The 26,181-nt window shown below is 67.7% G+C and carries 21 protein-coding genes; 5 read left to right on the top strand and 16 right to left on the bottom strand.

The genetic code is table 11. The annotated features are described in order from the left end of the window. Positions 1-8: 8 nt before the first annotated feature. The 8 genes from AC2S9W_RS11660 to AC2S9W_RS11625 all read right to left on the bottom strand — a co-directional run bounded on the left by AC2S9W_RS11660 (position 9) and on the right by AC2S9W_RS11625 (position 9,846). Entirely contained in the window at positions 9-1,805 is a 1,797-nt protein-coding gene (locus AC2S9W_RS11660; RefSeq protein ID WP_486570879.1) for a DUF885 domain-containing protein, read from the bottom strand. A gap of 154 nt (positions 1,806-1,959) precedes the next feature. Next, the gene (locus AC2S9W_RS11655) at positions 1,960-4,959 is read right to left on the bottom strand and encodes a TonB-dependent receptor domain-containing protein (RefSeq protein ID WP_486570878.1); all 3,000 of its coding nucleotides are present in this window, start codon (positions 4,957-4,959) and stop codon (positions 1,960-1,962) included. 64 nt (positions 4,960-5,023) lie between these two features. Continuing rightward, the gene (locus AC2S9W_RS11650) at positions 5,024-5,431 is read right to left on the bottom strand and encodes a RidA family protein (RefSeq protein ID WP_104959541.1); all 408 of its coding nucleotides are present in this window, start codon (positions 5,429-5,431) and stop codon (positions 5,024-5,026) included. A gap of 15 nt (positions 5,432-5,446) precedes the next feature. Next, positions 5,447-5,935 (bottom strand): VOC family protein, encoded by a 489-nt coding sequence (locus tag AC2S9W_RS11645; protein WP_486572077.1) that lies wholly within the window; start codon positions 5,933-5,935, stop codon positions 5,447-5,449. Between the two features lie 120 nt (positions 5,936-6,055). Further along, the gene (locus tag AC2S9W_RS11640) at positions 6,056-7,432 is read right to left on the bottom strand and encodes an FAD/NAD(P)-dependent oxidoreductase (RefSeq protein WP_486570877.1); all 1,377 of its coding nucleotides are present in this window, start codon (positions 7,430-7,432) and stop codon (positions 6,056-6,058) included. Further along, on the bottom strand, positions 7,429-7,725 hold the full coding sequence (locus AC2S9W_RS11635) for a (2Fe-2S)-binding protein (protein WP_067107434.1): 297 nt from the start codon (positions 7,723-7,725) through the stop codon (positions 7,429-7,431). Before AC2S9W_RS11635 ends, AC2S9W_RS11640 begins: the two co-directional genes overlap by 4 nt. Then, positions 7,718-8,917, bottom strand: coding sequence for an NAD(P)/FAD-dependent oxidoreductase (locus AC2S9W_RS11630; RefSeq protein ID WP_486570876.1), 1,200 nt, complete (start codon positions 8,915-8,917; stop codon positions 7,718-7,720). The genes AC2S9W_RS11635 and AC2S9W_RS11630 overlap by 8 nt, the downstream gene beginning before the upstream one ends. Before the next feature lie 5 nt (positions 8,918-8,922). Next, entirely contained in the window at positions 8,923-9,846 is a 924-nt protein-coding gene (locus AC2S9W_RS11625) for a dihydrodipicolinate synthase family protein (RefSeq protein WP_234002619.1), read from the bottom strand. 125 nt (positions 9,847-9,971) lie between these two features. Between AC2S9W_RS11625 and AC2S9W_RS11620 the strand changes: the two genes are divergently transcribed. Further along, a complete protein-coding gene (locus AC2S9W_RS11620) occupies positions 9,972-10,892 on the top strand; it encodes a LysR family transcriptional regulator (protein ID WP_067107519.1) in 921 nt (306 codons plus the stop codon). Positions 10,893-10,898: 6 nt separating this feature from the next. Here AC2S9W_RS11620 and AC2S9W_RS11615 read toward each other — a convergent pair whose 3' ends face one another. The 7 genes from AC2S9W_RS11615 to AC2S9W_RS11585 form a co-directional block, all read right to left on the bottom strand. Next, complete coding sequence (locus AC2S9W_RS11615) at positions 10,899-12,353, bottom strand: sodium:solute symporter family protein (protein WP_067107427.1); 1,455 nt, start codon at positions 12,351-12,353, stop codon at positions 10,899-10,901. Next, the gene (locus AC2S9W_RS11610; RefSeq protein WP_076075728.1) at positions 12,350-12,625 is read right to left on the bottom strand and encodes a DUF3311 domain-containing protein; all 276 of its coding nucleotides are present in this window, start codon (positions 12,623-12,625) and stop codon (positions 12,350-12,352) included. Before AC2S9W_RS11610 ends, AC2S9W_RS11615 begins: the two co-directional genes overlap by 4 nt. Before the next feature lie 18 nt (positions 12,626-12,643). Further along, complete coding sequence (locus AC2S9W_RS11605) at positions 12,644-13,957, bottom strand: amidohydrolase family protein (protein WP_083675099.1); 1,314 nt, start codon at positions 13,955-13,957, stop codon at positions 12,644-12,646. Positions 13,958-14,382: 425 nt separating this feature from the next. Then, complete coding sequence (gatB, locus tag AC2S9W_RS11600; protein WP_104959536.1) at positions 14,383-15,849, bottom strand: Asp-tRNA(Asn)/Glu-tRNA(Gln) amidotransferase subunit GatB; 1,467 nt, start codon at positions 15,847-15,849, stop codon at positions 14,383-14,385. Position 15,850: 1 nt separating this feature from the next. Beyond that, positions 15,851-17,332, bottom strand: coding sequence for an Asp-tRNA(Asn)/Glu-tRNA(Gln) amidotransferase subunit GatA (gatA, locus tag AC2S9W_RS11595; RefSeq protein ID WP_104960329.1), 1,482 nt, complete (start codon positions 17,330-17,332; stop codon positions 15,851-15,853). Between the two features lie 115 nt (positions 17,333-17,447). After that, the gene (gatC, locus tag AC2S9W_RS11590; RefSeq protein WP_067109613.1) at positions 17,448-17,750 is read right to left on the bottom strand and encodes an Asp-tRNA(Asn)/Glu-tRNA(Gln) amidotransferase subunit GatC; all 303 of its coding nucleotides are present in this window, start codon (positions 17,748-17,750) and stop codon (positions 17,448-17,450) included. A gap of 66 nt (positions 17,751-17,816) precedes the next feature. Next, the gene (locus tag AC2S9W_RS11585) at positions 17,817-19,565 is read right to left on the bottom strand and encodes a DUF4153 domain-containing protein (RefSeq protein WP_076075733.1); all 1,749 of its coding nucleotides are present in this window, start codon (positions 19,563-19,565) and stop codon (positions 17,817-17,819) included. A gap of 196 nt (positions 19,566-19,761) precedes the next feature. Here AC2S9W_RS11585 and AC2S9W_RS11580 point away from each other — a divergent pair, with 196 nt between their 5' ends. Both AC2S9W_RS11580 and ruvX read left to right on the top strand, forming a co-directional pair. Continuing rightward, a complete protein-coding gene (locus tag AC2S9W_RS11580) occupies positions 19,762-21,063 on the top strand; it encodes a DUF3089 domain-containing protein (RefSeq protein ID WP_076075736.1) in 1,302 nt (433 codons plus the stop codon). Positions 21,064-21,252: 189 nt separating this feature from the next. Beyond that, positions 21,253-21,714, top strand: a complete 462-nt coding sequence (gene ruvX, locus AC2S9W_RS11575) for a Holliday junction resolvase RuvX (RefSeq protein WP_104960328.1) — start codon at positions 21,253-21,255, stop codon at positions 21,712-21,714. A gap of 36 nt (positions 21,715-21,750) precedes the next feature. Here the strand turns inward: ruvX and AC2S9W_RS11570 are convergent, their stop codons facing one another. Further along, entirely contained in the window at positions 21,751-23,130 is a 1,380-nt protein-coding gene (locus tag AC2S9W_RS11570) for a spinster family MFS transporter (protein WP_076075738.1), read from the bottom strand. Positions 23,131-23,270: 140 nt separating this feature from the next. On the opposite strand from AC2S9W_RS11570, the gene AC2S9W_RS11565 reads away from it, so the two are divergent. Both AC2S9W_RS11565 and AC2S9W_RS11560 read left to right on the top strand, forming a co-directional pair. Further along, positions 23,271-25,451: a TonB-dependent receptor gene (locus AC2S9W_RS11565; protein ID WP_076075741.1), complete on the top strand. Its 2,181-nt coding sequence runs from the start codon at positions 23,271-23,273 to the stop codon at positions 25,449-25,451. A 76-nt stretch (positions 25,452-25,527) separates the two neighbouring features. Continuing rightward, on the top strand, positions 25,528-25,998 hold the full coding sequence (locus AC2S9W_RS11560; protein ID WP_067109625.1) for a DUF3237 domain-containing protein: 471 nt from the start codon (positions 25,528-25,530) through the stop codon (positions 25,996-25,998). Positions 25,999-26,181 lie beyond the last annotated feature (183 nt).

The following is a 26,181-nucleotide window of genomic DNA, read 5'->3' as shown; positions in this document are numbered from 1 at the left end:
GGCGACCCTCAAGCCGATGCCAGCCAGCGGTCGACCTTGGCTTCCAGCACGTCGAGCGGCAAGGCGCCGGTATCGAGCAACTGGTCGTGGAAGTGGCGGATGTCAAAGCGGTTGCCCAGCTTCTCGGTCGAGCGGCGCCGCAGTTCCTGAATCTTCAACTCGCCGACCTTGTAGGCGCTCGCCTGCCCGGCGTTGGTAATGTAGCGGTCGATCTCGACAACCACGTCGCGCGGCGCCATGGAAGTGTTCGCCATCATATAATCGATCGCCTGCTGCCGCTCCCAGCGAAGGGCGTGCAGGCCGGTGTCGACCACCAGACGCACGGCGCGCAGCATCTCCATGTCGAGATGGCCGAACCACTGATAGGGATCGGTGAACAGGCCCAGCTCCTTGCCGAGCGACTCCGCGTACAACCCCCACCCCTCGGTGTAGGCCGTCGCCGGCGCCAGCCGGAAACGCAACATGTCGGGCAGGCTTTCATCCTCCTGCACCAGCGACGACTGATAATGGTGGCCGGGCACGCCCTCGTGGAGTTGGAGCGTTTCCAGCGTCGGGATCGGCCGCGTGTTGAGCATCGCCATGTTGAAATAGAGCACGCCCGGCTCGGACGCGTCGGGCGGGCCGGAGCGGTAATAGCCCGTGCCGCGCTGATCCCCCAGCGCCGGCAGCGGACGCACCTCGAACTCGGCGCGCGGGCGCCGTGAGAAGAGGGTGGGGATTTTTTGCCAGACTTTTGCTTCGATCCTCTCGAAATGGTCGATAAGGTCTTGAGGTTTGGTGTAATAAAAACGGGGCTCGGTACGGATATATTCGAAAAAGGCGTGAAGATCGCCGGTGAAGCCGGCGGCCTGACGCGCGCCCTCCATCTCTTCAAGGATGCGCGCCACCTCGGACAGGCCGACGCGGTGGATCTCCTCCGCGCTCATCGTCGTGGTGGTGTGCCGCACCAGATCGGCCGCATAGACCCGGTCGCCGTCCTTCATCGACCACAGGCCCGCGCCGTCGGCGGCCGTGGGCAGATAGTCGTTGCGCAGGAAGGTGCGCCACCGGTCATAGGCCGGATAGGCGCGCGTCTCGACCGCCTTGCGATAGGCGGCCTCCAGCCGCGCGCGGTCCGCGGCCGCGATCGTTTCGGGAAAGCGGGTGACGGGCGAATAGAGCGGGTTCTGCTCGACCGGCAGCGCCAGGAACGCCTCCACCTGCTTCAGCACATTGTTCACCACGACCTTCGGCTGGTGATAGCCGTCGGCCATGCCCTGACGCAGGCGCGCGACCGTGTCGTTCATGAACCCCGTGAAGCCGTCGAGCTGTTCCAGCGCGATTTCGTAATCCTCGACGCTCGCCAGCGACACGCTGGCCGACATATAGTCCGGAAACTCCACATGCAGCCCGAAGGAGGCGTTCAGGGGCGCCTTGCGCCGGATGGCGTTGACGCCGCTGTCGAACTCCCCGACCGCCTTTTCGGCCTGATAGCGGAACACGTCATAGGCGATCTGGTCGCCCTCCGGCAGCGCCGCCCGGTCGATCCGGGCGAGGCCGGCGAGTTCGGCGCGCTTGTTCGCTTCGAGCCCGGTGGCATAGGCCTCCCCCTGCGGATCGACGAACACCGGCCCCAAAGGGCGCTTCCCGCGGCGGGCAAGGCGCATGGGGTTGAGGAGATCGTCGGCCTGCTGACTGTCGCGGACCAGCTGGGCGAAGCGTTCCCGCGCGGCCGGCTGACCGAGCGCCGCCGCAACCGGCGACCGGGAAATCAGGGCCAGAGAGGCTACGCCGGCGGCTCCCGCAAAGAGTTCACGTCTTTTCATCGTCCGTCCTCGTTCCTTGTTCGCCCGCCCGAAGGCCGCGCGGTTTATCCAGATGGGCGAACCGTGCGCCCATATCGTCACCCCACCATAGCCATCCATGGTGAAGCGGCGACAGGCCCTCGGGACAAAAAGGCCTGTCGCCGCCCCGAGCGGATCAGAAGCGACTCGTCACGCCAACGAAGAAGCGGCGACCCAGGATGTCATAGGTCGACGGATCGGTGTTGGACTGGATGCCCGGCGTCCAGGTGCGCGGCGCCTTGTCCGTCAGGTTGTTGACCCCCATGCGCAGCACGAAGCTGTCGCTGACGTTCCAGCTGGTGAGCAGATCGAAATAGTTGATCGCAGGCAGGCTGTTGGCGGTGTTGTAGATGTCCATCTTGCCGACCCGGCGCCAGCGCAGGCCAAGACCGAACGGGCCGTTGCTGTAGTTGACCGAACCCAGCATCTTCCACTTCGGGAAGGTGAAGCCGTTGGTCGAGTCGATGGTGCCGGCCCGCTCGTTGAACGGTCCGCCCGCCGCGTCCTGACGCTGCCAGGCGCGCAGCCAGCCGACCACATAGTTGAGGTTCAGCGAGCCCAGATTGCCCAGACCGGCATCGGCGAGATCGAAGCTCCAGTCGACCTGCAGATCGATGCCCGACGTCTTCAGGGTCGCCAGATTCTGCTGGAGGCCCAGGCTGTTGATCACGTTTCCGGTCAGCGGATCGCGCTCGAACAGCTGGCAATAGCCATTGTTGACGTCATAGGTCGGATTGGTCACGCCCGTGGCGTTGAAACAGCCCTGAAGCTGGTTCGTCGCGGTGATGCTGCCGACCACGTCGGTGATCTTGATGCTGTAATAGTCGATCGAAGCCGAAAGACGGGAGAACAGCGCGCTGCCGAAGTTGGGGCGATAGACGGCACCGACCGTCCACGTATCGGCCGTTTCCTCCTTCAGATTGACGTTGCCGCCGACGAAGCCCTGAATCTGCGTGCTGTTGAAGACATAGCTGTCCACCGCAGCGCCCGACAGGCCCTGAGCGAGGCAGAGCTGGCGCACCTGAGCCGCATCCGGACCGTTGCGATAGGCGCCGCGAATATCGCACGGGTCGCCGCCGAAGACCGGAGCGCCCTGCGCGTTCACCGGCCCGCCGATCTGGGGCGAGCTGATGTCGCGATTGCCGTAGAGTTCGCCGATCGAGGGCGCGCGCACGGCGCGCTGGATGCCGCCACGCACCCGCAGGCTGTCGAACACCGTCCAGTCCACATCGGCCTTGTAGGCCTGAACGCCGCCGATGGTGCTGTAGTCGGAGTAACGATAGCCGAGGGTCAGTTCCAGCCGCTTGATGAGAGGCAGGTCGGTCACCACCGGGATCAGCGCCTCGACGAAGAATTCGGTGGAGTTGGTCGAACCGGTCAGCGGCTGGACCGGGTTGAAGCCCGCCACCTCGACGCCGCCGATCCTGCCGCCGTCGGGCAGGCCGTCCGCGCCCAAATGGGGCACGATCGGATTGCTCTGCGACAGGCCGGAGTCCGGACGGAATGCAAAGCTGTCCTCACGATACTGCGCACCGAGCGCGACACGGACCTGACCCGCGGGGAGCTGGAACAGGCCGCCCTGAATCGTGCCTTCGAAGATGGTCTGCTCGCTGAGGGTCGAGTTCTTGCTGTTGCGGTTGATGTAGGCGATGCAGCTTTTCGACAGGGTCGTCAGGCCGAACGGGTTGAAGCCGCCTTCGCACAGGCTGGCGCCGCCGGTCGGGTCGTCGAGCAGGCGCTGGACGGCCGAACGGGAGACGTTGCCCGACTGTTCGGTCGAGTTGTCGACGCGGCCGTACTGGCCGCTGAGGTCGTAGCGCCAGTCGCCGAACGGCAGATCGCCGCGCAAGCCGGCCGTGACCTGAAAGACCGTGGTGCTGTCGCGGGCCAGACGGCCGCCGATCGCGTTGAAGCGCTTGTTCAGGCCGAACGACGCCGTCGGATCGGGACGGGCATCCAGAAATTCCCGCAGGTCCGCGGTGATGAACGGATTGGTCGACGGCACGCGGAAGCCGTAGGTCGGCGACGGTCCCGGCATGGGCGTCGGCGACAGGATGGTGTCCGCGCTATATTGGGTGAACAGGACGTTGCTGTAGAGCTCGATGGAATCGGCCAGTTCGTAACGCGCCGCCGCGAAAGCGTTCCAACGCTCCAGCGGAATGCTGAGCATGCCGGTCGCGCCGGTGTTATAGGCCCAGGCCACGCCGGGTTGATGATAGGCGTCCCACTCGGGGCCGCCGGGGCTCTTGAAATTATAGGCGCCGACATGGCTGAACAGCGAGCCGTCGGTATTGTAGCCGAACTCGCCCGTCGGCGTGACGCAGTTGGTGCAGCCCAGATAATTGTTGATGAAAGCCTGGCTGGGCAGATTGGTCGAGTCGAAGGTGGTCACGCCCAGCGGCGACACGCTGTTGCGGCCCGAAACCGCGGAAAAGCCGCGCGCGCTGCTCATGATCGCTTCGCGCGTCGAGCGACCGACCGACAGGACCGCGTGGCCGCGCCCGTCGTCGAATCGGCCGCCGATCGTCATGGTGTAGCTCTGCGTCGCGCCGTCGCCCTGTTCGGTCACGCCATATTGGGCGTCGAGTTGAACGCCCGAGAAATTGTCGTTGAGGATGAAGTTCGCTACACCCGCCAGAGCGTCGGAACCGTAGGTCGCCGACGCGCCGCCCGAGATGACCTCGACGTTGCGGATCAGGGCCGACGGGATCAGGTTGATGTCGACGGTGCCGTTGGCGTTCGACGGCACGATGCGGCGGCCGTTCATCAGCACCAGCGTCCGGTTGCTGCCCAGGCCGCGCAGGTTCAGGTTCGCCTGACCGCCGTTGCCGGGGTTCACCGAGCCGTTGCTGGTGCCGGGCATGAACTGCGGCATGTCGTTCATCAGCGTCTCTGCCGTGACCGAGCCGGTCGCCTGCAGGTCGGACTGCCCCACCGTCACGATGGGGCTGGTCGAGCTGTAGTCCTTGCGGACGATGCGCGAACCGGTGACGACGATGTCTTCGGACGGGGCGGCTTGCGCGGCGGCGGTCGCGCCATCCTGAGCAGCCGCCGGCGCTGCGGCGAGAACGAGGGCCGCGAAGCCGCCGATCATGGTTGACGCCAGAAGGCGTTCACGGGTGATGCTGAAGGTCAAGAGGAAGCTCCATGGACTCGATGTTGAAGGATAATCGCGTTCTTTCGACGCGTTGGACGGAACGTCAGGCGTCGAGTTGCGCGGTGGCCTCGATCTCGACGAGAAAATCGGGAAGGGCGAGCGATTGAACGCCGACGACGGTATTCGGCGCCGGGGTCGCTCCCCCGTAGAAGCGCTGAATCGCGGCGACCACCACGCCCAGCTTTTCGGGATCGTTGTCGACGATGTAGGTGCGCAGGCGAACGAGGTCGGCGGGCGTCAGCTTCATATGCTCCAGCACCGCCGTGAGGTTGGCGAGCGCGGCCTCGACCTGAACGGCAAGGTCGCCCTCGCCGATCACGTTGCACTGCGCGTCCCATGCGACCTGCCCGGCCAGATGAAGGACCCGGCCGCTGTCCTGAACGGCGGCGTGGGAAAAGCCGAACGGCGTGCTCTTGTAAAGGTTCGGCGGATTGATCTTCGTGCTGCCCATGATGCGGATCCCGGTTCAGTCCACCAGTTCGAGCTGGAGCCCGAACGGATCGAGGATGTAGAGGTTCTTCTTTCCGGCCAGCGGGCCGGCGTCGATTTCGATCACGTCCATCGGCGTGCATCCATGCTCCGCGAGCCAGGCCGCCGCCGCCTCGACGTCGTCGACGCGGAACGCCAGATGATGCCCGCCGAGGTCGCAATTGCGCGGCGGCGAAGCATCTCGATCCGAAGGCTTGTCGTACTGGACCAGTTGGATGCGGGCGCCGCCGTCGAACTCGATCATCGCCAGGGTCAGGCTGGCACCCGCCACGCCGACATGCGATTCCATCCAGTCGCGCCCATCGGTGCCGACCGGAATGTCGGCCGCGTCCATCGGGCCCATGCGATAGAGCTCGCGGCCCCCCAGCACATCGCAATAGAAGGCCAGCGCCTGGGCCAGATCGGGCACCGTGCGCGAAACATGATCGACGACCAGGAAAGACGGCTTGCGCGCCTGTTTCACCATCTCGGCCACCCTCTCCCCTTCTCGCAACGCGCCTTTGCGCCATTGAATGAGACAGGTTTTATGTCCGCCCTTTGTCGCGAACAATGACAGGTTTTGCAAAGTTCGTTGCGCTGGACGCAATCAATCTTCGGCGAGCAGATCGCCTATCCGGATCGGGCGCGCCGGGAATCGCGGCGTGAATCCATGGGGTTCGGTCGACACGTCGCCGAGCAGCGCCAGCAGGCCATGTTCGCAATTGCGGCCCTGACACACCCCCATGCCGCAGCGGGTCGCCAGCTTGACGCCGCCGGCGTCGGCGCCGATCGCGAGCGCCGCGCGCAGGTCGCCCATCGTCACGTCTTCGCAGCGGCAGACGATGGTGTCGGCGGGCAGATCCCGGTCGGGCAGCGGCCCGGGGTCCGCGACCGCCTCCAGCAGCGCGGCGAAGCGCAGCGCGCGGGCGCGGGCGCGCCGCACCGGCGCCGCCCTGCGGACGGCCTCGCGCAGGGGCAGGACGCCCATGTCCACGGCGACGGCGAGGCCGGCCAGCGCGCCTTCGGCCGCGGCGGCATCGGCGCCTTTCACCCCCGTCGTCTCTCCGGCAACATAGGCGCCGGGGCGCGAGGCCCGCATCCATGCGTCATGGCACGCCTTCCAGCCGCCCGGCCGTGCCGGACGGACCGCCAGCCCCATCGCCCGCGGCAGGTCCGACTGCGGCAGGAAACCGAAGCAGAAGGCCGCCGCGTCGCACGCCACGACCGCGCCGTCCTCGAGGCGCAGGCCCTGCACCCGGTCGCGGCCCTCGACGGCCGTCGGCGCGCGGCCGAAATGGATCGGCACGCCCGCCGCGCGCAGCCGCCATCCCATCAGCAGGACCGACATCAGGCGCGGCAGGTTCGTCAGCGCCGTCCAGGGCCGCCCCAGCGCCTTCAGGACGAAGCGCCGGAAAGGCTGGCTGAACGCGACCGCCGCCACCGTTCCGCCGGCCTTGCGCAGCTGATCGGCCGCCAGCAGTTGCAGGGGGTGCGATCCGGCAAAGGCGATGCGGTGCCCGGGTGCCAGCATCTGGCTCTTCACGAAAGCCTGCACGCCCCCCGCGCTCATCGCCCCCGGCAGCGTCCAGCCCGGCAGGGGCACGGCCATGTCGTAACAGCCGGTGGCGATCAGGACGCGCCGGGCGGTGACCTCCCGCACGCCGCCGCCGTCCGAAAGGGCGAGGCGCCACCCCTCCCCCGCTTCGCGCGCGCCCAGCACCGAGCAGCCGCCGCGCCATTCGACCGACTCCAGCGATTCGAAGGCCGCCAACCGGGCCTTGAGGCGGCGGTATTCGGCGCCCTCCAGCCAGCCGCGCACGGAAAAGGCACGGGGCGGCTGGCGCAGGATCTGGCCGCCCGGCCGAAGCTGCTCGTCGATCACGACGATGCGCGGGCCGTCGGGCAGCGCCAGACAGGCGGCCTGCCCGGCGGGGCCTCCGCCGACGACCGCGAGATCATAGTCGGGGCGAGCGTCGTCGTTCATCGCCGCTCATCCGGGCGCGTGGTGACGATCATGCCGTCGGCCGCCGGGGTCAGGCAGGCGCGCAGCCGGCGCGGCGACGCGCTTCCGTGCGCCACGGTGACGAGGCATTCGCCGCAGACGCCCATGTTGCAGAACAGGCCCCGCGGCCGGCCGCCGCGATCGAGGCGAAAGGCCAGAAGGTCGCGGGCCAGCATGGCGGTCGCGATCGTCTCGCCTTCGAAAGCCGCGACCGCCTGTCCGTCGACCAGCAGGGTCAGGGGTGCCCCGCGCCGCACATCGCCGTCGCTACGCACCCGCCGCCCCCATGAAGCTGTTGAGATGACCGAAGCGCGCGGGCGAGAATATCTCCAGCCGCTCCTCGGGCTCGTCGAGGATGCGCCGTGCGAGCAGGCGCGCGAAGGTGGGGCCGAGCGTGAAGGCCGAACCGCCCGCCGCCACATAGACGCCCGGCGCCTGCGGAATCGCTCCGACCAGGGGCAGCTGGTCGGCGGTGATCGCCGTGATCCCGGTCCAGCTGCGGATCAGGTTCAGGTCGGCGACGCGCGGGAACACCCGCGCCGCCACGGCCAGATTGCCCCTCAGCGACGAGGCCAGCATCTCCGCGGGCCGGTCGAGATCGAAGCGGCCGGCGGCGTCGAGCCGCATCCGCGACGGCCAGCCGCCGCCGATCAGCACATTCCCCGCATGCGCCTGCTTCATGGACAGCCGCTGCCCGACATGCTGGATCAGCGGATCGAGCAGCGGAGCCGTCCGCTCGGTCGCGCTCATCAGCAGCGCGACGGGGTAGAGCGGCAGGTGCAGGTTGAACAATTCGCCGATCCGCGCGCTCCACGCGCCCGCCGCGATCAGTATCTTCGGCGCCGTAAGATCCTCCGGACCGTCGGGCGTTTCGACGGTGAGCCGATAGCCGCCCCGCACCGGCCGCGCCGCGACGACGCGGCACCGCCGGCGCAGCCGGACGCCCCGCGCGGCGGCGGCGGCGGCGAACGCCAGCGTCAGCGCCTTGGGGTCGGCGTGCCCCTCCGCCTCCAGGTGGCTGGCGGCCACGACCGTTTCCGACAGGCCGGGCGCCAGCGCGCGCGCCGCGTCGCCGTCGATCATCCGCGACGCGAGGCCGCCCTGAACCTCCCGCGCCACCTTGCGTTCGAGAATGGCGACCTCGTCCGCGGTTTCGGCCACCATCAGGCCGCCGCGCATATGGACGCGGATGTCGGGGCCCAGCTCGTCGGCCAGCCCGCGCCATTCCTCGATCGCCAGCAGGTTGAGGCCCAGGATCGAGGCCGCCTGATCGGCGAGCGCCTCGCCATTTTCGAGAAAGCGGCGCTCGAGCTGGAAATGCAGCGAACCGGCGTTGGCGCCCGAGGCGCCGGCGTTGGGACGCGCCGCTTCGAGGATTTCGACCCGCGCCCCCGCCTGGACCAGCCGACAGGCGGCGGCACATCCCACCAGCCCAGCGCCGATCACCAGGACATCGACGCCGTCCATTTCGGCTAGACGCGTCCCAATGCGGTCAAGGTGGCGCGGATGCGATCGAGGTCGGGGGCGGACACGTCGAGCAGCGGACGGCGCACATGACCGCCGGGCAGCCCCTGGATGTTCAGCGCGGCCTTCAGAATCGCGGGCCCCGAACCGAAGCGCCCGACCAGATCCTTGGTATACCATTCGTCCATGATGACCCGGTCCTGCCGTCCGCATGCGCGGGCCGCCTCGAAATCGCCGGCCCACACATGATTGTAGAAGTCGGGTTGCGCGCGGCCAAGCACGCCGCCCGCCCCCATGGTGCCATCGCCGCCCGCGCCCTTCAACAGGGCGAGGCCGCAATCGTCCATGCTGTGGCCGAAGACGTGCACCCGATCGCTGAGCCCGAAATAGGTCTGCACGAAACGGCGCAGGTCGCCGGTCGACTGCTTGATGGCGACGACATTCTCGATATCGGCGAGGCGTTCCAGCAGCGGGATCGACATGTCCACCCCGGTGCCCGGAGGCCAGTTGTAGACGCAGATCGGCAGCGGACTGGCATCCGACACCATCTTGTAAAAGGCATGAATCTCGTCATCCGAAGGACGGATGTAGGGCGGCGGGGTCACGAGAATCCCCTCGAAGCCCGAAACCGCCGCCTCGGCGGCGAATTCCAGCACCTCGGCCGCCGTGAAGGCCGTGCATCCGGCGATCAGCGGCAGCTTGCCCGCCATCTGCGCGCCGACCGCGGCGATCAGCGCCTTGCGTTCCCGGGGGCTGAGGCTGGTCCATTCGCCGGTCGTGCCCGCCACCACCAGCCCATGCATCCCCTCTGCATGAAGCCATTCCACCAACAGGCCGAGACCGCGCGGGTCCATGTCACCCTGGGCATCGAAAGGGGTGGTGATCGCCGGGATATAGCCGCGCCACCCGACGCGCGTTCTCTTGGTTGCCACAAGCACCTCGAAATTAGGCATAGTCGTAAATGGCGCCCCCTGTCCTGCATTTTTCCCTGTCCCGCAAGGCGGGATGATTGGCCGAAATCATTGCGTTCAACGCAAGGATCGATAATGTGGCCGCCATGCACGGAAACGCTCTCTATTATTTTTACGAAGCCGCCAGCCTGGGTTCGATGCGACTGGCCAGCGACAAGATCGGCGTGGCGGTTTCATCGATCAGCCGCCAGATCGCGCAGCTGGAGAAAACGATGGGCGTGGCGCTGATCGAACGCGGCCGGCGCGCCATCCGCATGACCGAGGCCGGGCGCCTGGCCTATGAATATTATCAGGGCTGCATCGCCAACGAAGAAGCCTTCATGAACCGCCTGCACGAGCATCGGCAGTTGAAGGCGGGCAAGGTCAGCATCGCCATCGGCGAGGGATTCCTGGGCGGATTCTTTTCCAAGGTGCTGGAGGATTTCCAGGGTCAGCATCCCGGCATCGCCGTGACCGCGTCGGTCCTGCCGACATCCGAGATCGTGCATGCGGTTCTGGAGGACGACGCCCATTTCGGCCTGATCTTCAACGATTGCACCGAGCCCAAGATCCGGGTCCGCGCGACGGTCGCCCAGCCGCTGATGGTCATCTGTGCGCCCGATCACCCGGCGGCGAAGCGCAAGTCGCTGTCGCTGGAGGACCTGAGCACCTATGACCTGTGCCTGCCCGACGCCAACCTGCGGCTGCACCAGATATTGCGCGAGGCGGAGCGCCGCGAGCAGGTCTGGCTGGAACCGGTGCTCACTACCAGTTCGATCTATGTGATGCGCGAAGCCGCGCGCGCCGGGCGGATGGTGACCATCCTTCCGCGCATCGCCGCAGCCGCCGAACTGGAAGACGGCCGGCTCGTCGCCCGGCCCATCTACGAGGCCGACCTCGAACATACCTCGGTCAGCCTGATCCACCGGCTGGGACGCCAGCTGGACGGCGCCCCGGCCCGCCTGATGGCGGCCTTCGAGGCGCGGCTCAAGGGATGGAGCGAAAGCGACGGTCCCGCCGCGGCGTGATCGCCGTCACGCGGCCGCGGCGACGGCCGGAGAGGCGCGCGTGGTGAGCAGGATCGCGATCACCGCGACGATGAAGTTGACCCCCATCGCCACGAGGCCGATGTCCCAATCCGGCAGGGCCACGGCCCACATGTCCCGCGCCGCCGGCAGCAGCAGGGCCAGATAGCCCGCGCCGATGCCCGTGGCGACGCCGAGCGCATTGGCGCGGGGCCACAGGAAGGCGAGGAACACCCCCGGCGTCAGCATGCCGATCGCCGCATAGGCCGACAGGCCGATCTCCACCAGCGAGGCCGTGGCGCCGAGCGTCAGCCATACCGCGATCACCGCGAAGGCCACCATCGACAGCCGGGACAGCAGCAGGGTCGCGCGGTCGCTCAGGTCCGGTTTCAACGGCATGACGACGTTGCGGCTGAAGATCGAGCCGGCCGTGAGCAGCAGCACCGAGCCGGGCACGAGCGCGAGGAGGCAGGCGGTTCCGGCCAGCAGCCCGATCATCCAGCCCGGATAGGAATCCGACACGAATTGCAGCAGCGCGGCGTTGATGTCGTTGTCCGGCGGGGACACGCCCGCCAGCAGGGCGCCGAAGCCGAGCAGGATGATGAAGAAGAAGGACAGCGAATAGAGCGGCTGCCAGACGGCGTTACGGCGGATCGCCTTGCGGCTGCCGGCCGCGTAGCAGAGCTGGAACATGTGCGGGAATATCCACGTGCCCAGCGCCACGTTCACCGCGGCGGTCATCATCCAGGTGACCGACAGGCCTGCCTCCGGAACCAGCCCCGGAAAGACGCCGATCCCCGGATATTGATCCTGCACGCGGTCGAACACGTCGAGGATCGACGACGCCCCGACCTTGCCGGCGACGGTCGCACTGAGGCCCACCACCAGCACGATCATCAATATGTCCTTCACCCCCGCCGCAAAGGCGGCCGACCGCAGGCCGGCCACATAGACGAAGGCCAGCATGATGACGGCGGCGAGGACCGCCGACATGGTCGGCGACACGCCGGTGCCCAGCGTGAGGCGAAGGATCAGGCTGAGCGCCGTGATCTGGATCTGCACATAGACCACGATGGCCGCGATCCCGGCCAGTCCCACCAGGCAACCGAGCCAGGTCGCATCATAGCGGGCGGCGAAGAAATCCGCCTGCGTGATGAATCCCCCTTCGCGCCCGGCCTGCCAGATGCGCGGCATCAGCCAATAGCCGAGCGTCGCGGCCAGCGACACCGAGGTGAAGGCCAGATAGGCGGGCGCGCCATAGGCCCAGGCATAGCCCGAAATCCCGAGAACGGCGAAGGTCGTGTATATCTCGCCCGCGTTCAGGAACCAGAAGATCAGGGTGCCGAACCGGCGCCCCCCGACCGCCCATTCGGCGACCGTCCGGGCGCGGGTCTTGCGATAGCCGTAGAACAGCGCCCCCAGCATGGTGCCGAGAACGATGGCGATGGTCAGGCCGAGGATCACGAGGGCTTCGCCTCGTCGGAAGGTTCGGGGAAGGAATCCGGCTCGTCATTCGCCTCGATGCGCTCGTCGCGCACGAAGACGAAGCCGATGGTGGCGCTCGCCACCAGAATCCCGCACATCTGCCACAGCATCGGCAGCGGCAGCGAAAAGACGCGAACGGCGGCGGTGTTGACCAGCGGGGTCCCGCCGACCTGCCAGATGAAGGGAATCAGCAGGAGCCAGCGGTGCGCGTAGCGCCGGTGGGTCGGCGACAGCAGGGATCGGAGCGTCATGGAGTCACGCCGCCCGGATCACCGGACCTGGCCCGAAAGGCCATGGTCGTCGCGCACGACCTGTCCGCCCTTCATGACGAAGGCGATCGAGCGCAAGGCGCGGATATCGCGGGTCGGGTCGGCATCGACGAGCACGATGTCGGCATATTTGCCCACGGCGATGCTGCCGATGTCGGTGTCGCGGCGCATCATGCGGGCCGGCTGGATCGTCGCCGCCTGCAGCGCCTGGAGCGGGGTCATCCCCGCGTCGACGTAAAGCTCCGCCTCGCGCACGGTGGCGGTCGTGCCCTCATTGTCCTCGAAGGGAAACTGGTCGGTGCCCAGCGCGATCGGCACGCCGAGGCGGATCGCGGACTGCAGCATCGCCCAATGGTCGCGGCCGACGCTGTCCACCCGCTGCAGATACCAGTCCGGCGACCCGATGCGCTGATAGAAGGTGCGCGCGCCCGGCTGGCTGACCACGATCGTCGGCACCAGCCACACCTTGTCCTTCGCCATGCGGCGCAGCACCGGCTCGGTCAGGTGATAGCCGTGCTCGAAACCGTCGATGCCGTAGGTCAAGGCCTGCATCGCCGCCTCGGGCGAACCGTTGTGCGCGGTGACGCGCACGCCGTTGCGGTGGGCCACGTCGATGAGGACCGACAATTCATCGTTGGTCATCGGGGCGGCGGCGATGGCGCCGTGCGTGTCGGAGATGCCGCCCGAAATGGCGATCTTGATCCACGAGGCACCCTGGCTGATCTGCCGGCGCGCCGCCTGCGCGAAGGCGTAGGGACCGTCGACCTCAAGGAAGCCGTGCCCGCCGGTGGGCACGATCAGTTCGCCGGCCGTTTCGATGCGCGGCCCGACGGCCTCGCCCCGGTCGATGGCGCGGCGAAGCGCGAAATCATTGCCGTGGATCTCGGACACCAGACGAACCGAGGTGACGCCGGCGCGCAGCGACAGGCGCGCGTTGTGCGCCATGCGCAGCGCCTGTTGCGCGTCGGTCTCGTTCTGCAACTCGGCCCCGGCGGTGCCGGGAAGCTTCAGGCCGAAATGCACGTGCATGTTCATGAGGCCGGGGATCAGCCAGCGCCCGTCGACGGGGACGATGCGCGCGCCCGGCGGGGGCTGGAGGCGGCCGCGTGGGCCGAGCTGAACGATCCGCTCGCCCTCGATGACGACGACGGCGTCCTCGATGACGCGGCCGTTTTCGACGTCGACCACCGCGCCGCCGACCAGCGCGACGACATCGGGCGCCGGCGACTGGGCGACGGCGGGAGCCGTGACGAGGACGGCGGCTGCAAGACCGGTCAGATACCGGGCGATACGGCGAAGGGTGTCGATAGGCATAGGGATTCCGCGATCCGTCCGGAACCGCCCGGAACCAGCGAAGTCTAGGGCCTGTCGCGGCCAAGACAATGCCAAGGGCTGATGCATGATGTTGCGCTGAATGCAACGATCCTGATGCAGGCCGCCTTTCGGATCAACAATCGCGACGCCTGCGCGGGCGAACGACGGCGATGCGGCGAAAGCGGTGTTCTAGAGAATCGTGCGTTAAATCTGCATCACCCTTTCTGCCGTTCGTGCTGAGCTTGTCGAAGCACCGTCCTTCTTCTTGCGGCGCCGAAAGAAAGAACGGCCCCCTTCGACTGCCTTGCAGGCGCTCAGGACAGGCTTCGACAAGCTCAGAGCCTGCCCCCGCGAAAGCGGGGGGCAAACGGTTCAGATTTAATGCTCGATGCTCTAAGCCGGGGCGCGGCCGGAGCCGCGGCCGCTTATCCCAGCGCCTTCTTCAGCAGTTCGTTCACCACCTGCGGGTTCGCCTTGCCCTGCATCGCCTTCATCGTCTGGCCGACGAAGAAGCCGAACAGCGCTTCCTTGCCGCCGCGATATTGTTCGAGCTGGTTCGGGTTCTTCGCCAGCACCTCGGCGATCACCGCCTCGATCGCGCCGGTGTCGCTGGTCTGCCGAAGGCCCTTGTCCTCGACGATCTTCGCCGCATCGTCGCCGGTTTCGAGCATGATCTCGAACACCTGCTTGGCGATGCTGCCCGAGATGGTGCCGTCGGCGACGAGGCCGAGCAGTTCCGCCGCCTGCGCCGGGCCGACCGGCGAATCGGCGATCTCCCTGCCCAGCCGGTTGAGCGCGCCGAACAGCTCGCTGGTCATCCAGTTGGCGGCCGCCTTCGGCTCCGCGCCCGCGTCGAGCAGCGCGTCGAACCAGCGCGCGCTCTCGACCTCGGCGGTCAGCACGCCGGCGTTATAGGCCGAAATCCCCGCCGCCTCGTAGCGCGCGCGCTTGGCGTCGGGCAGTTCGGGCAGGCTCGCCCGGCATTCGTCGAGGAACGCATCGTCGAGTTCGAGCGGCAGCAGGTCGGGGTCGGGGAAATAGCGGTAATCATGCGCATCCTCCTTCGACCGCATCGTCCGCGTCGTGCCGCTGTCGGGGTTGAACAGGCGCGTTTCCTGATCGACCGTGCCGCCCGATTCGAGCACCTCGACCTGGCGCTTCGCCTCATATTCGATCGCCTGCATGACGAAGCGGACCGAATTGACGTTCTTCGTCTCGGTGCGCGTGCCCAGCGCTTCGCCGGGCTTGCGGACGCTGACGTTGACGTCGGCGCGCATCGAGCCTTCTTCCATATTGCCGTCGCACGAGCCGACGTAGCGCAGGATCGCGCGCAGCTTGCGCAGATAGGCGCCGGCCTCGGCGGGCGAGCGCATGTCGGGCTTCGACACGATCTCCATCAGCGCGACGCCCGAGCGGTTGAGGTCGACGAACGACATCGTCGGATGCTGGTCGTGCATCAGCTTGCCGGCGTCCTGCTCGACATGGATGCGTTCGATCGCGATGCGCTTCGCTTCCTTGATCCCCGCCTTCTCATCCGCCTCGATCGTCAGCGAACCTTCGCCGACAAGCGGATGATAAAGCTGCGAAATCTGATAGCCCTGCGGCAGGTCGGCATAGAAATAATTCTTGCGGTCGAAGCGCGACCATTTGTTGATCTGCGCGTCGATCGCCATGCCGGTGCGCACCGCCTGCCGGATGCATTCGCGGTTCGGCACCGGCAGCATGCCGGGCATCGCGGCATCGACCAGCGACACCTGCGTGTTCGGCTCGGCCCCGAACGCCGTCGCGGCGCCCGAGAAGAGCTTGGCGTTGGAAGTGACCTGCGCATGGACCTCGAGGCCGATCACGACCTCCCACTCGCCGGTTTCGCCCTTGATGCGATAGTCCGTCATCTTACCACCACCTCTCGGCGCGAGCGGTGAAGCCCGCGCGTTCCTCGATCGCCAGCCCGGCGTTGAGCACGCCCTGCTCGTCGAAGGCCTTGCCGATGATCTGCAGGCCCAGCGGCAGGCCTTCGCGGTTGAGCGCCGCGGGGACCGACATCGCGGGCAGCCCCGCGAGGCTGGCCGGCACGGCGAACACGTCGTTCAGATACATCGACAGCGGGTCGGCGGTCTTTTCGCCGAGCCCGAACGCCGCCGACGGTGCGGTCGGGGCGAGGATCACGTCGCACGTCTCGAACGCCGCCGAAAAATCGCGCGAAATCAGCGTCCGCACCTTCTGCGCCTGCGTGTAATAGGCGTCGTAGAAGCCCGCCGACAGCACATAGGTGCCGATCATGATGCGGCGCTTGACCTCCGGCCCGAAGCCTTCGGCGCGCGTCGCGGCATACATGTCCTGCAACCCCGCACCCTGCGGCAGATCGCGCAGCCCGTAGCGCACCCCGTCGTAGCGCGCGAGGTTCGATGAGGCTTCGGCGGGGGCGATGATATAATAGGCCGGCAGCGCATATTTGGTGTGCGGCAGGCTGATCTCGACGACCTCGGCCCCGGCATCCTTGAGCATCGCGATGCCGGCATCCCACATCGCATCGATGTCGGGATCGATGCCCTCCAGTCGATATTCCCTGGGAATACCGACTTTCTTGCCCTTGAAATCGCTCGACAAAGCGGCTTCCCAATTCGGCACGGGCAGGTCGAGGCTGGTCGCGTCCTTGGGGTCGAAGCCCGCCATATTCTGAAGCATGATCGCGCAGTCGCGCACGTCGCGCGCCATCGGCCCCGCCTGGTCGAGCGAGCTGGCGAAGGCGACGATGCCCCAGCGCGAGCAGCGGCCGTAGGTCGGCTTGATCCCCGAAATGCCCACGAACGCCGCGGGCTGGCGGATCGAGCCGCCGGTGTCGGTGCCCGTCGCCGCGGGGCAGAGCCGCGCCGCGATCGCCGCCGAACTGCCGCCCGACGAGCCGCCGGGCGCCAGCGCCGCGTTCCCGCCGTCGTTCCGCTTCCACGGCGAGATGACGTTGCCGAAAAAGCTCGTCTCGTTCGACGAGCCCATCGCGAACTGGTCGAGGTTGAGCTTGCCGAGCATCCCCGCGCCCGCGTCCCACAATTTCTGCGACACGGTCGATTCGTAGCGCGGCACGAAGCCTTCGAGCATGTGGCTCGCGGCGGTGGTCTGGACGCCTTTGGTCGCGAACAGGTCCTTCATGCCGATCGGCACGCCCGACAGCGGCTTGAGCGTTCCCGCGGCCCGGTCGGCATCGGCCTGCTTCGCCGCGCCGAGCGCCTGTTCGGGCGTCTCGACGATGAAGGCGTTGAGCGCTTTCGCGCCCGCGACATTGGCGTTGAACGCCTCCGCGACCTCGACGGCGCTGAAATCGCCCGCGCGGTGGCCGTCGCGAATCTGCGCGACGGTGAGATTGGTCAAATCAGTCATCATCAAAACCCGTTCGTGCTGAGCTTGTCGAAGCACCGTTCTTTCCCGGCCGCGTCGAAGAAGGACGGTCCTTCGACAAGCTCAGGACAAACGGCTGGAACCATAGCGTCAGTCATCACTCGATCACCTTGGGCACGCCGAAGAAGCCGTGCTGCGGCTCGGGCGCGTTCGCCAGCACGTCGTCGCGGCGGTTGCCGCCGGTCAGCGGGTCGGCGTCGACGATATCGTCGCGCAGCCGCAGCGTGTTCGGGATCACCGCCGTCATCGGCTCGACCCCGCTCACGTCGACCTCGCCGAGTTGCTCGACCCAGCCGAGGATATTGTTGAGTTCGCCTTCCATCGCGGCGGCCTCCGCATCGCTGATCGCGATGCGCGCCAGCGACGCGATCTTCTTCACCGTTGCCTGATCGATTGCCATAGCTTCCTGCCTCGTGCGGGGGACGCCGCGCCGCTAGCACCCTCCCCCCTGCGCATCAAGCGGCGCCTAATCGAAAGGGCCGGTTTCGGGCACGCCGTCGACCGTGATGCGCCGCTGGCGAACCGTTTCGACCTCGACCCGCGCCTTCGACAGGTCGAGCCCCGGCCGCGCCGGACGCGGGCTCGTCGCGTCGCCCTGGACCCACTGGCCCTCGGCATTGCGCGTCACATGGTCGAATTGCAGCGCCTCGCCCGCTTCCTGCTGCCCCAGCACGCCGATCCGGTCGTCGGAAAGCCATATCGCGACGCAGGCTTTGGCGCGGGCGCACATATAGCTCGCCTCGATCCGCGCGAGCGCTTCGGCGGGGAGCGCGCGGTCCGCCGGGACGATGCGCAGCCGCTCCGTGAAGGGTTTCAGCAGCGTCGGCCCACGCGGCCCGGCGAGGTCCCAGCGATTCTTTGCCGCGAGCGCGGCCCTTGCGGCGTCGGCACGCGCCTTCTGCGGCGACCGGGTCATGTCGCGCAGCGCGTTCCGCCCCGCCGGGCCGAAATCGAACGCCATCGCCGCCCAGTCGAACTTTGCCGCCGGGGTCGCGCCGCTGTTCAGCCGCGCCAGCTGGTCGCGCGCCGAAATCGCCCCGAAATCGAGGATCGGCAGCGCCAGAAACAGCGCGAGCAGCATCAATCCGATCGCGAGCTTCTGCTGCAAGGGGCGCAGCCAGTCGTCGAAATCGCGCCGTCCGCGGACCACCGCCCACACCCCGGCGACACCATAGGCGAGCGCGACCGCCGCCGCGATCACGCCCCACAGGCGTTCGGGGGTCCAGCCATATTGGCCGATGCGCAGACCCATCGAATAACAGGCGATGCCCGCGAGCGGCAGCACCGCGACCGCCAGCACCGGCGCGGCCCAGCGCAGCAGCGGATTGGTCGCGCGGTCCTCGCGCCCGTCGCCGATCACCGCATTGGCGAGCAGCACCGCGAAAGCCGCCGCCGCCATCATCAGCGCGGCGGTCGAAAAGCCCGAATCCCACAGCTTCTGCAATCCGGTTCCGAGCAGAGAGACGAGGAAGAGGACCAGCGCGACCGCGAGCACCGGCGCCAGCACCGCGAGCACGATCATCACCAGCCGCTGGAGCGTCGCGACCAGCCGGTCGCGCTCGCGCAACAGCCCCACCGCGCCGCCGAAGGCCGCCCCCGCGAGCATCCAGCCGAACCATTCGTCATTGAGCAGCCGTTCGATGACGTCGATCCCGATCAGCTTGAACATCTGTCCGATCAGCACGACGAGCAGGAAGGTGACGCCGACGAAGGCAAGGCCGGCCGCGCCGATCACGGCGTCGGTCCACGCATGGCCGTGCAGCCGGTCGTAGGGCATCCGCCACAGCCGCCAGAAGCGGGCATCGGGCGCGACGTCGCGCCGCGTCTGGAACAGGGGCGTCGCGACGAGCACCGCGAGCATCCCCGACCAGAACGGCCATTCGACCGGCGATCCGTGGATATTGTAGCCCGCCGACTGCCAGACGATCAGCCCCATCACCGCGCCCCACAGCAGCGCGAAGCCCAGCGCCCAGTGCCAGCGGCGAAGCTCGACCCCCAGAACGAAGGTGATCGTCCCCACCGCGACCGCGGCGGCGAGCGCGCTGCGCCAGGCGGCGAGCGGGTCCTCGTACAAATGGTCGACGAGCAGGTGAAAGGCGAGCCCCGCGACCGAGCAGACCGCCGCCATGATCCACGGCCGCAGCGGCCACGGCGGATCGCTGCCGTCCAGACGGTGCGACTCGGAGGCGGACGGGCGGGCGGGCGCATCGGTCATGCGCGACATCTGGGCTTGTTTCGGGTACGCGCGCAAGCCAGATAGCATGGCGCCCGTCGACGGGATTTTCTTTTCCCGTTCGCATCGAGCGAAGTCGAGATGCCCATCGGGGCAGCGCCAAACCGATGGGTGTCTCGACTTCGCTCGACACGAACGGGTAAGGATGTTCGCCTCTTCTCTCCCATGGAGCCCGCATTTGGCCCGCAAATTCCTCTATCTGATCGCCGCGATCATCCTGCTGATCCTTGCCGCCGGCGTCGTCTATCAGCTTTTCCCCGGCTGGGTCGCGCGGGTCGCGTTCGTCCCCAGCGCCGAATTCAAGCCGCAGGTCGTTGCCGCGCCCAACGCCTATGACGATCCCGAGATGTGGTTCGCGCGGCCGGGGATGGAGGACGATCCGTCGAAATGGCGCCCCGACCTTGCCGACGATGCGTCGGGGGGCGAAGCCTCCGGCGACGACGAGGCGCAGGCGCGCGGCCAGATCGTGCCGCCCGCCCGCGCCGCCGCGCCGTCCGCCGCATCCGCCGCCGCTGTTCGAGGCGACGCGGAGATCTTCTTCGTCCATCCGACAAGCTATTACAGCAAGTCGAGCTGGAACGCCCCGCTCTCCGACCGCGACGCCGACCACCGCGCCAACCTGTTCGTGCGCGGCATGGCGAGCGCCTTTTCCGACGCGGGCGAGGTGTGGGCGCCGCGCTATCGCCAGGCGACGCTGGGGGCTTTCCTCGCCACCGACCGCGTCACCGCGGGCAAGGCGATCGACGCCGCCTATCGCGATGTCGAGCAGGCGTTCGACGCCTTTCTGGCCGCGATCCCGAAAAACCGGCCGATCATCCTCGCAGGGCACAGCCAGGGCGCGCTGCACCTCGAAACGCTGCTGAAGAACCGCGTCGCCGGCACCCCGCTCGCGAAGCGCGTCGTCGCCGCCTATATCGTCGGCTGGCCGATCTCGGTCGAAACCGACCTGCCCGCGCTCGGCCTTCCGGCCTGCACGACCCCCGACCAGAAGGGCTGCATCCTGTCGTGGGCGAGCTTCGCCGAGCCCGCCGATCCGGCGATGGTGACCGAAGCCTATGACGGCACCATCGGCTTCGACGGCCGCCCGCGCGCCGAAACGCGGATGCTGTGCACCAATCCGATCACCGGGATTCCGGACACCGATGCGCCGGCAGAGGCCAATCTGGGCACGCTGAAACCCGAGGCGAAGTTCACCGAGGGGCGCCTGATCCCCGGCAAGGTCGGCGCGACGTGCGACGATGCGCGCGGCTTCCTGATGATCGGGCAGGCCGACGTCGTGAAGGATTATGTCGTTCCGGGCTATGTGCTGCCGGGCAACAATTATCACGTCTACGACATCACCCTGTTCTGGGCGAACGTCCGCGCCGACGTGCTGCGCCGGCTCGCGGCGTTCGAGGGGAAGCCTTCGCCGGTTCCGCCTGCCGTGGCGCCAGCGGCTGCCGCAACACCCGCATCCGCTCCCTCGTCACCCCGCACTTGATCGGCAATCTTCCCGTTCCCCGGCGAAAGCCCGGGTCCAGACGGCATCGCGCCGCTCCGCGTGGACCCCGGCTTTCGCCGGGGAACGGGTCCTCGATCGGGGGCTATTCGGCGCCCCATTTCGGGCGAGGCGCCGAATGGATGCCGAATCAAGTTCAGCATGACGGAATCCGGCGATAAGGACCGATCGATGATTTCCACCCTCGCCCCCGATTTTGCCGCCGCGCTTCCCGACGGCGGGCGCCTCGCCGGGCTCGATGTCGGGACGAAGACGATCGGGGTCGCGCTGTGCGACGCGGGGTGGAGCTTCGCGACCCCCGACCGGACGATCCGCCGCGGCAAGTTCGCCGCCGATCTCGATGCCCTGCGCGGGCTCGTCGCCGCCCAGTCGGTCGTCGGCCTCGTCGTCGGGCTGCCGCTCAACATGGACGGCAGCGACAGTCCGCGCACCCAGTCGGTGCGCGCCTTCGCGCGCAACCTCGCGCCGCTGGGCCTGCCCGTGCTGCTGTGGGACGAACGCTGGTCGACCGCGGCGGTCGAGCGCGCGATGATCGCCGCCGACGTCAGCCGCGCGAAACGCGCCGAGCGCATCGACAGCGCCGCCGCCGCCTTCATCCTGCAAGGCGCGATCGACGCGCTGGTGCGGGCGTGAGCGCCTGACCCGATCGGCGGATCGCCGTGGACGGGATCAGGCGCCGTCCGACATCTTCGCCAATTCGCGGGCAAAGGCGCGAAAACCCACGGTCAGGATGATCGCCGCCAGCGGCATGGCGACGCCGGTCACCAGCGCTATCGAATAGCGCAGCGCCGCATCGTCGCCGAACAGATGGTCGGTGAGCAGCGCCATCAGCATCGGACCGAAACCCAGCCCGGTCAGGTTGACGATGAAGAAATAGAGCGCGGTCACGCGGGCGCGATATTCGTTCGGGGTGATGAGCTGCAACGCCACCGTTCCGACGCCGTGCATCGTCAGCATCGGAAAGGCGAGCGCCAGCATCGCGAACGCCAGCACCGCATCGGGCATCAGCGCCGCAGCGAGCAGCGGCGGGCCGCCCAGCAGGATCGACAGCCGCATCACGCGCAGATGCGCGTCGGCGACGCCCTTGCCGAACATCCGGTCGGCCAGCGTGCCGCCGAGCACCAGCCCCGCCGCGCCGCCGATCGCCATGATGACGCCGAACCACAGCCCGGCCCGCGACACCTCCATGCCATAGGTGCGGAAGAAGAAGGTCGGAACCCAGGCGATCACGCCGTACATGACGAGCCCGATCAGCGCCATGCCGACGAACAGCGCGCCGAGCGCCGCGCGCTGGCGGACGAGGTGGGCGAGAAAGCCGGGCGCCGGCGGCTCGTCGGCGTGGGCGGCGGCCTGCCGGCGTCCCTGGCGCAGCGGTTCGCGCACCGTGAGGAGCAGCAGGCAGACCAGCAATCCCGGCGCCGCGACCCAGAGGAAGATCGTCCGCCACGCCTCGACCGGGCCGACGAACGGCAGATCGACCATCGGCGCGGCGAGCACGGCCTGGACGACGAAGGCGCCGAGGATCATCGCCACGCCCGAGCCGAGCGGCACCCCGATCGAATAGACCGCCAGCGCGCGCGCCAGGCGGTCGCGCGGAAAGGTGTCGCTGAGCATCGAATAGGCGGCGGGGGACAGCGCCGCCTCTCCCACCCCGACGCCCATGCGCGCGAGGAACAGCGTGGCATAGCTTCCCGCGAAGCCGCAGCCCGCGGTCATCACGCTCCACAGCGCGACGCCGACGAGGATCAGGTTGCGGCGGTTCCAGCGGTCGGCGATCCACGCCAGCGGCAGGCCCAGCAGCGTGTAGAAAAGCGCGAAGGCCAGCCCGATCAGCAGGCTGACCTCGGTATCCGAGATGTCGAGCGCGGCGCGGATCGGCGCGACGAGCAGGCTCAGGATCATCCGGTCGACGAAGGACAATGTATAGGCGAGCAGGAGGACGCCGACGACGTACCAGCCATAGACCGGACGCGGCCATTGCGGGGATTCGGCGCCCGCGTCGGGCGATGGTTCCTGCCGCGATCGAGTCGTTGCGCCGTCGTTCGCCATCATCCCGTCCCTTCGCGCACGGCGCGCCCTTGCGCGCTCGATCATGCTGTTATATATGAAATATTACTTAGAACGCTAAGTAAAAATAAGGCTGAGTCAAGCGGATATGAACCGCGGGCCGGCGGGTCGGGAGATGAGAGATGGCTAGAACGGAAATCAGGATAAGCACGCTGCTGCTCGCGGGCACCGCGGCGATAGCCGTGCCCGCCGCGGCGCAGGACAGCGCGCCGCGCGACAGCGACGACATCATCGTCACCGCGCAGCGCCAGGAACAGCGGCTGCAGGACGTGCCCGTTTCGGTCACCGCCTTCGGCGCCGACCAGCTCCGCGACAACAGCATCGAGACGGTGCAGGACATCGCGATCCGCACCCCCGGCCTGGCGATCAGCGCGGTCGACCCGGTCAACACCAACTTTTCGATGCGCGGCATCGGCAGCGCGCCGGGCATCAGCCAGAATGCCGGCGGCGACCCGTCGGTGGTCGTCTTCGTCGACGGCGTCTATGCCGGGCGCGGCGGCACGCCCGACCTCGACGCGCTCGACCTCGAACGGGTCGAGGTGCTGCGCGGACCGCAAGGGACGTTGTTCGGCAAGAATGCGATCGGCGGCCTCGTCCAGTTCGTCAGCCGCAAGCCGACCGACGAGGAAAGCTTTCATTTCGAGGGCACCTACGGCAATTACGACCGCATCGGCGTGACCGCCCGCGGCAACATGGCGCTGACCGACACCATCTATTTTTCGGCCGGCGTTTCGCACAAGCAGCGCGACGGCTTCGAATATAACGAGACGACGGGCCACCGCGTCAACGACCTGAACCTGACGACGGGCCGCGCGGCGCTGCGCTTCGTCCCGAACGACACGCTCGACATCATCCTGCGCGCCGACATCTCGCACCAGGACCAGAAGGGCAATCCGCGCCACAACAATTGCGACAGCAGCTTTCAGGACGGCATCCACTGCGTCGGCATCAATCCCGACCCGCGCGTCGTGAACGCCTATATCGACGGCGAGATCAAGCGGACGATCCAGACCTATTCGGGCGAGGTCAACATCGACCTGCCGTTCGGGACGCTGACCTCGCTCACCGCGCTGCGCAAGGTCAAGTTCAACTTCGTCACGCCCTTCTTCAGCAACCCCATCAACCCGCCGGCGCAGATCGAATCGACCAGTTTCGGCGAGGAGAACAACAGCCAGTTCAGCCAGGAACTGCGCCTGGCCTTCGACGCGTGGGACGGCCGCCTGAAAGGCCAGACCGGCGTCTATTTCCTCAAGGAGAACAACGACCGCATCGAAGGGCAGATTCAGGATTTCCCGACCCCCGAAGGATCGGGGACCGGCATCTATCCGCAGTCGGTCAACGCGCGCAGCTTCGCGATCTTCGGCCAGGTCGACGTCGAGATCGTCCCGGCGCTGACCGCGACGGTCGGCGCGCGCATGACGTGGGAGCGCAAGAGCGGCCGCTTCGCGGGATACAAGGCCGACGACGGCCCGGGCCTGCCGCCGCCGCTCGGGTCGCTCGACGGCTACGACGTCACGGGCAAGAAGAGCTGGAAGGCCTTCACGCCCCGGTTCGCGCTCAACTGGAAGGCGACCGACGACGTCCTGCTCTATGCCTCGGTCGCGCGCGGCTACAAGAGCGGCGGGTTCCAGGGGCTGTCGGGCACCGCGGCGGGCGCCTCCACCCCCTACGACCCCGAATTCGCCTGGGGCTATGAAATCGGCGCCAAGACCGACTGGCTCGACCGCCGGCTGCGCCTGAACGTCGCGGCCTTCCGGACCGATTATTCGGACCTGCAGATTTCGCAGCTCGTCCCGCTTTGCTGCGTTGTCGTCAGCAATGCCGCCAAGGCGCGGATCAAGGGGATCGAGGTCGAAGCCGTCGTGCGCCCGGTCGACGGGCTCCAGATCGACGGCAGCTATTCGTGGCTCGATACCAAGTTCATCGAATATGCGATCCCCGGCACCGACTATACGGGCAACCAGCTGCCGCGCTCGCCGCGCAACAAATTCAACATCGGCGGCCAGTTCGAGCGCCCGATCGGCGACCTGACGGCAAAGCTGCGGGTCGATTACAGCTGGGTCGACGACGCCTATTTCGAGGCGTCGAACATTCCGCAGCAGCTTTGGCCCGCGCACGAGAATGTCGACGCGCGCCTGTCGCTGTCGAACCCCGACGATGGCTGGGAGCTGTCGCTGTGGGGCAAGAATCTGACGAACGAGCTGACGCCGACCTATGTCACCTGGTTCTCCGCCTATCGCCAGCTTCTGACCCCCTATGCGCCGCCGCGCACCTATGGGGCGACGGTCGCGTTCAGCTTCTGACGCGGCGGGCGGCTCCGCCCGACGGAGCCGCCCTCCCCCTTTTTCGCTTCCCGCTTCTTTTCCGAAAGGATGACCGATGGACGAACCCCGCTTCCGCTACCTCTGTTCCTATCGCGCCGCTTTCACCGAACCCCAGCAGATGATCGGCAAGGCGCATTTCGGACGCCGGATGATCGCGGCGCTGACCGGCGGCGAGGTCGAAGGCGAGCGACTGCGCGGCCGGGTGATGCCGAGCGGCGGCGACTGGGCGACGATCGACGACAACGACACGCTGCGGCTCGACGCCCGCATTACGATGGAAACGCATGACGGCGCCCTGATCTACGTCTCCTATCGCGGCGTGCTGCGGCCGCTTTCGGCCGCGCACAAGCATGCGCGGAACGGCGGCCCGAAGACTCCCGAAGACAAGGCCGAAGTCTATTTTCGCACCACGCCGATGTTCGAAACGGGCGACGAGCGCTATCGCTGGCTGAACGACATCGTCGCGGTCGGCCTTGGCGCCAGCGTCGGCGGCGCGGTCCGTTACGACGTGTTCGAACTGCTGTAGCGCGGGCGGGATCGATCGCCCGATCGGTCACGGCCCCTTTTCGCCAGCCAACCGTTCCCCGGCGAACGCCGGGGCCCATGCCGCGCGGCACCATGGCATCTGGACCCCGGCTTTCGCCCGGGAACGGGCCCTTGCATGTCTGAAGTCCATATATGCCCGCCCGATCCCGGCCGGCGCGGCGCG

It is taken from the genome of Sphingopyxis sp. 550B, from assembly GCF_057401805.1.
The sequence above is the reverse complement of the archived record's forward strand: the minus strand, read 5'-3'. Positions and strand labels throughout refer to the sequence as shown.

Coding starts and splice junctions, on each gene's coding strand:
- AC2S9W_RS11610 (WP_076075728.1), bottom strand. CDS start 12,625: ATGACGCTCCGATCCCTGCTGTCGCCGACCCACCGGCGCTACGCGCAC.
- AC2S9W_RS11560 (WP_067109625.1), top strand. CDS start 25,528: ATGGACGAACCCCGCTTCCGCTACCTCTGTTCCTATCGCGCCGCTTTC.
- gatB (WP_104959536.1), bottom strand. CDS start 15,849: ATGACGGACTATCGCATCAAGGGCGAAACCGGCGAGTGGGAGGTCGTG.
- AC2S9W_RS11650 (WP_104959541.1), bottom strand. CDS start 5,431: ATGGGCAGCACGAAGATCAATCCGCCGAACCTTTACAAGAGCACGCCG.
- AC2S9W_RS11585 (WP_076075733.1), bottom strand. CDS start 19,565: ATGACCGATGCGCCCGCCCGCCCGTCCGCCTCCGAGTCGCACCGTCTG.
- AC2S9W_RS11605 (WP_083675099.1), bottom strand. CDS start 13,957: ATGCCTATCGACACCCTTCGCCGTATCGCCCGGTATCTGACCGGTCTT.
- AC2S9W_RS11640 (WP_486570877.1), bottom strand. CDS start 7,432: ATGAACGACGACGCTCGCCCCGACTATGATCTCGCGGTCGTCGGCGGA.
- AC2S9W_RS11570 (WP_076075738.1), bottom strand. CDS start 23,130: ATGGCGAACGACGGCGCAACGACTCGATCGCGGCAGGAACCATCGCCC.
- ruvX (WP_104960328.1), top strand. CDS start 21,253: ATGATTTCCACCCTCGCCCCCGATTTTGCCGCCGCGCTTCCCGACGGC.
- AC2S9W_RS11660 (WP_486570879.1), bottom strand. CDS start 1,805: ATGAAAAGACGTGAACTCTTTGCGGGAGCCGCCGGCGTAGCCTCTCTG.
- gatA (WP_104960329.1), bottom strand. CDS start 17,332: ATGACTGATTTGACCAATCTCACCGTCGCGCAGATTCGCGACGGCCAC.
- AC2S9W_RS11565 (WP_076075741.1), top strand. CDS start 23,271: ATGGCTAGAACGGAAATCAGGATAAGCACGCTGCTGCTCGCGGGCACC.
- gatC (WP_067109613.1), bottom strand. CDS start 17,750: ATGGCAATCGATCAGGCAACGGTGAAGAAGATCGCGTCGCTGGCGCGC.
- AC2S9W_RS11630 (WP_486570876.1), bottom strand. CDS start 8,917: ATGGACGGCGTCGATGTCCTGGTGATCGGCGCTGGGCTGGTGGGATGT.
- AC2S9W_RS11645 (WP_486572077.1), bottom strand. CDS start 5,935: ATGGTGAAACAGGCGCGCAAGCCGTCTTTCCTGGTCGTCGATCATGTT.
- AC2S9W_RS11620 (WP_067107519.1), top strand. CDS start 9,972: ATGCACGGAAACGCTCTCTATTATTTTTACGAAGCCGCCAGCCTGGGT.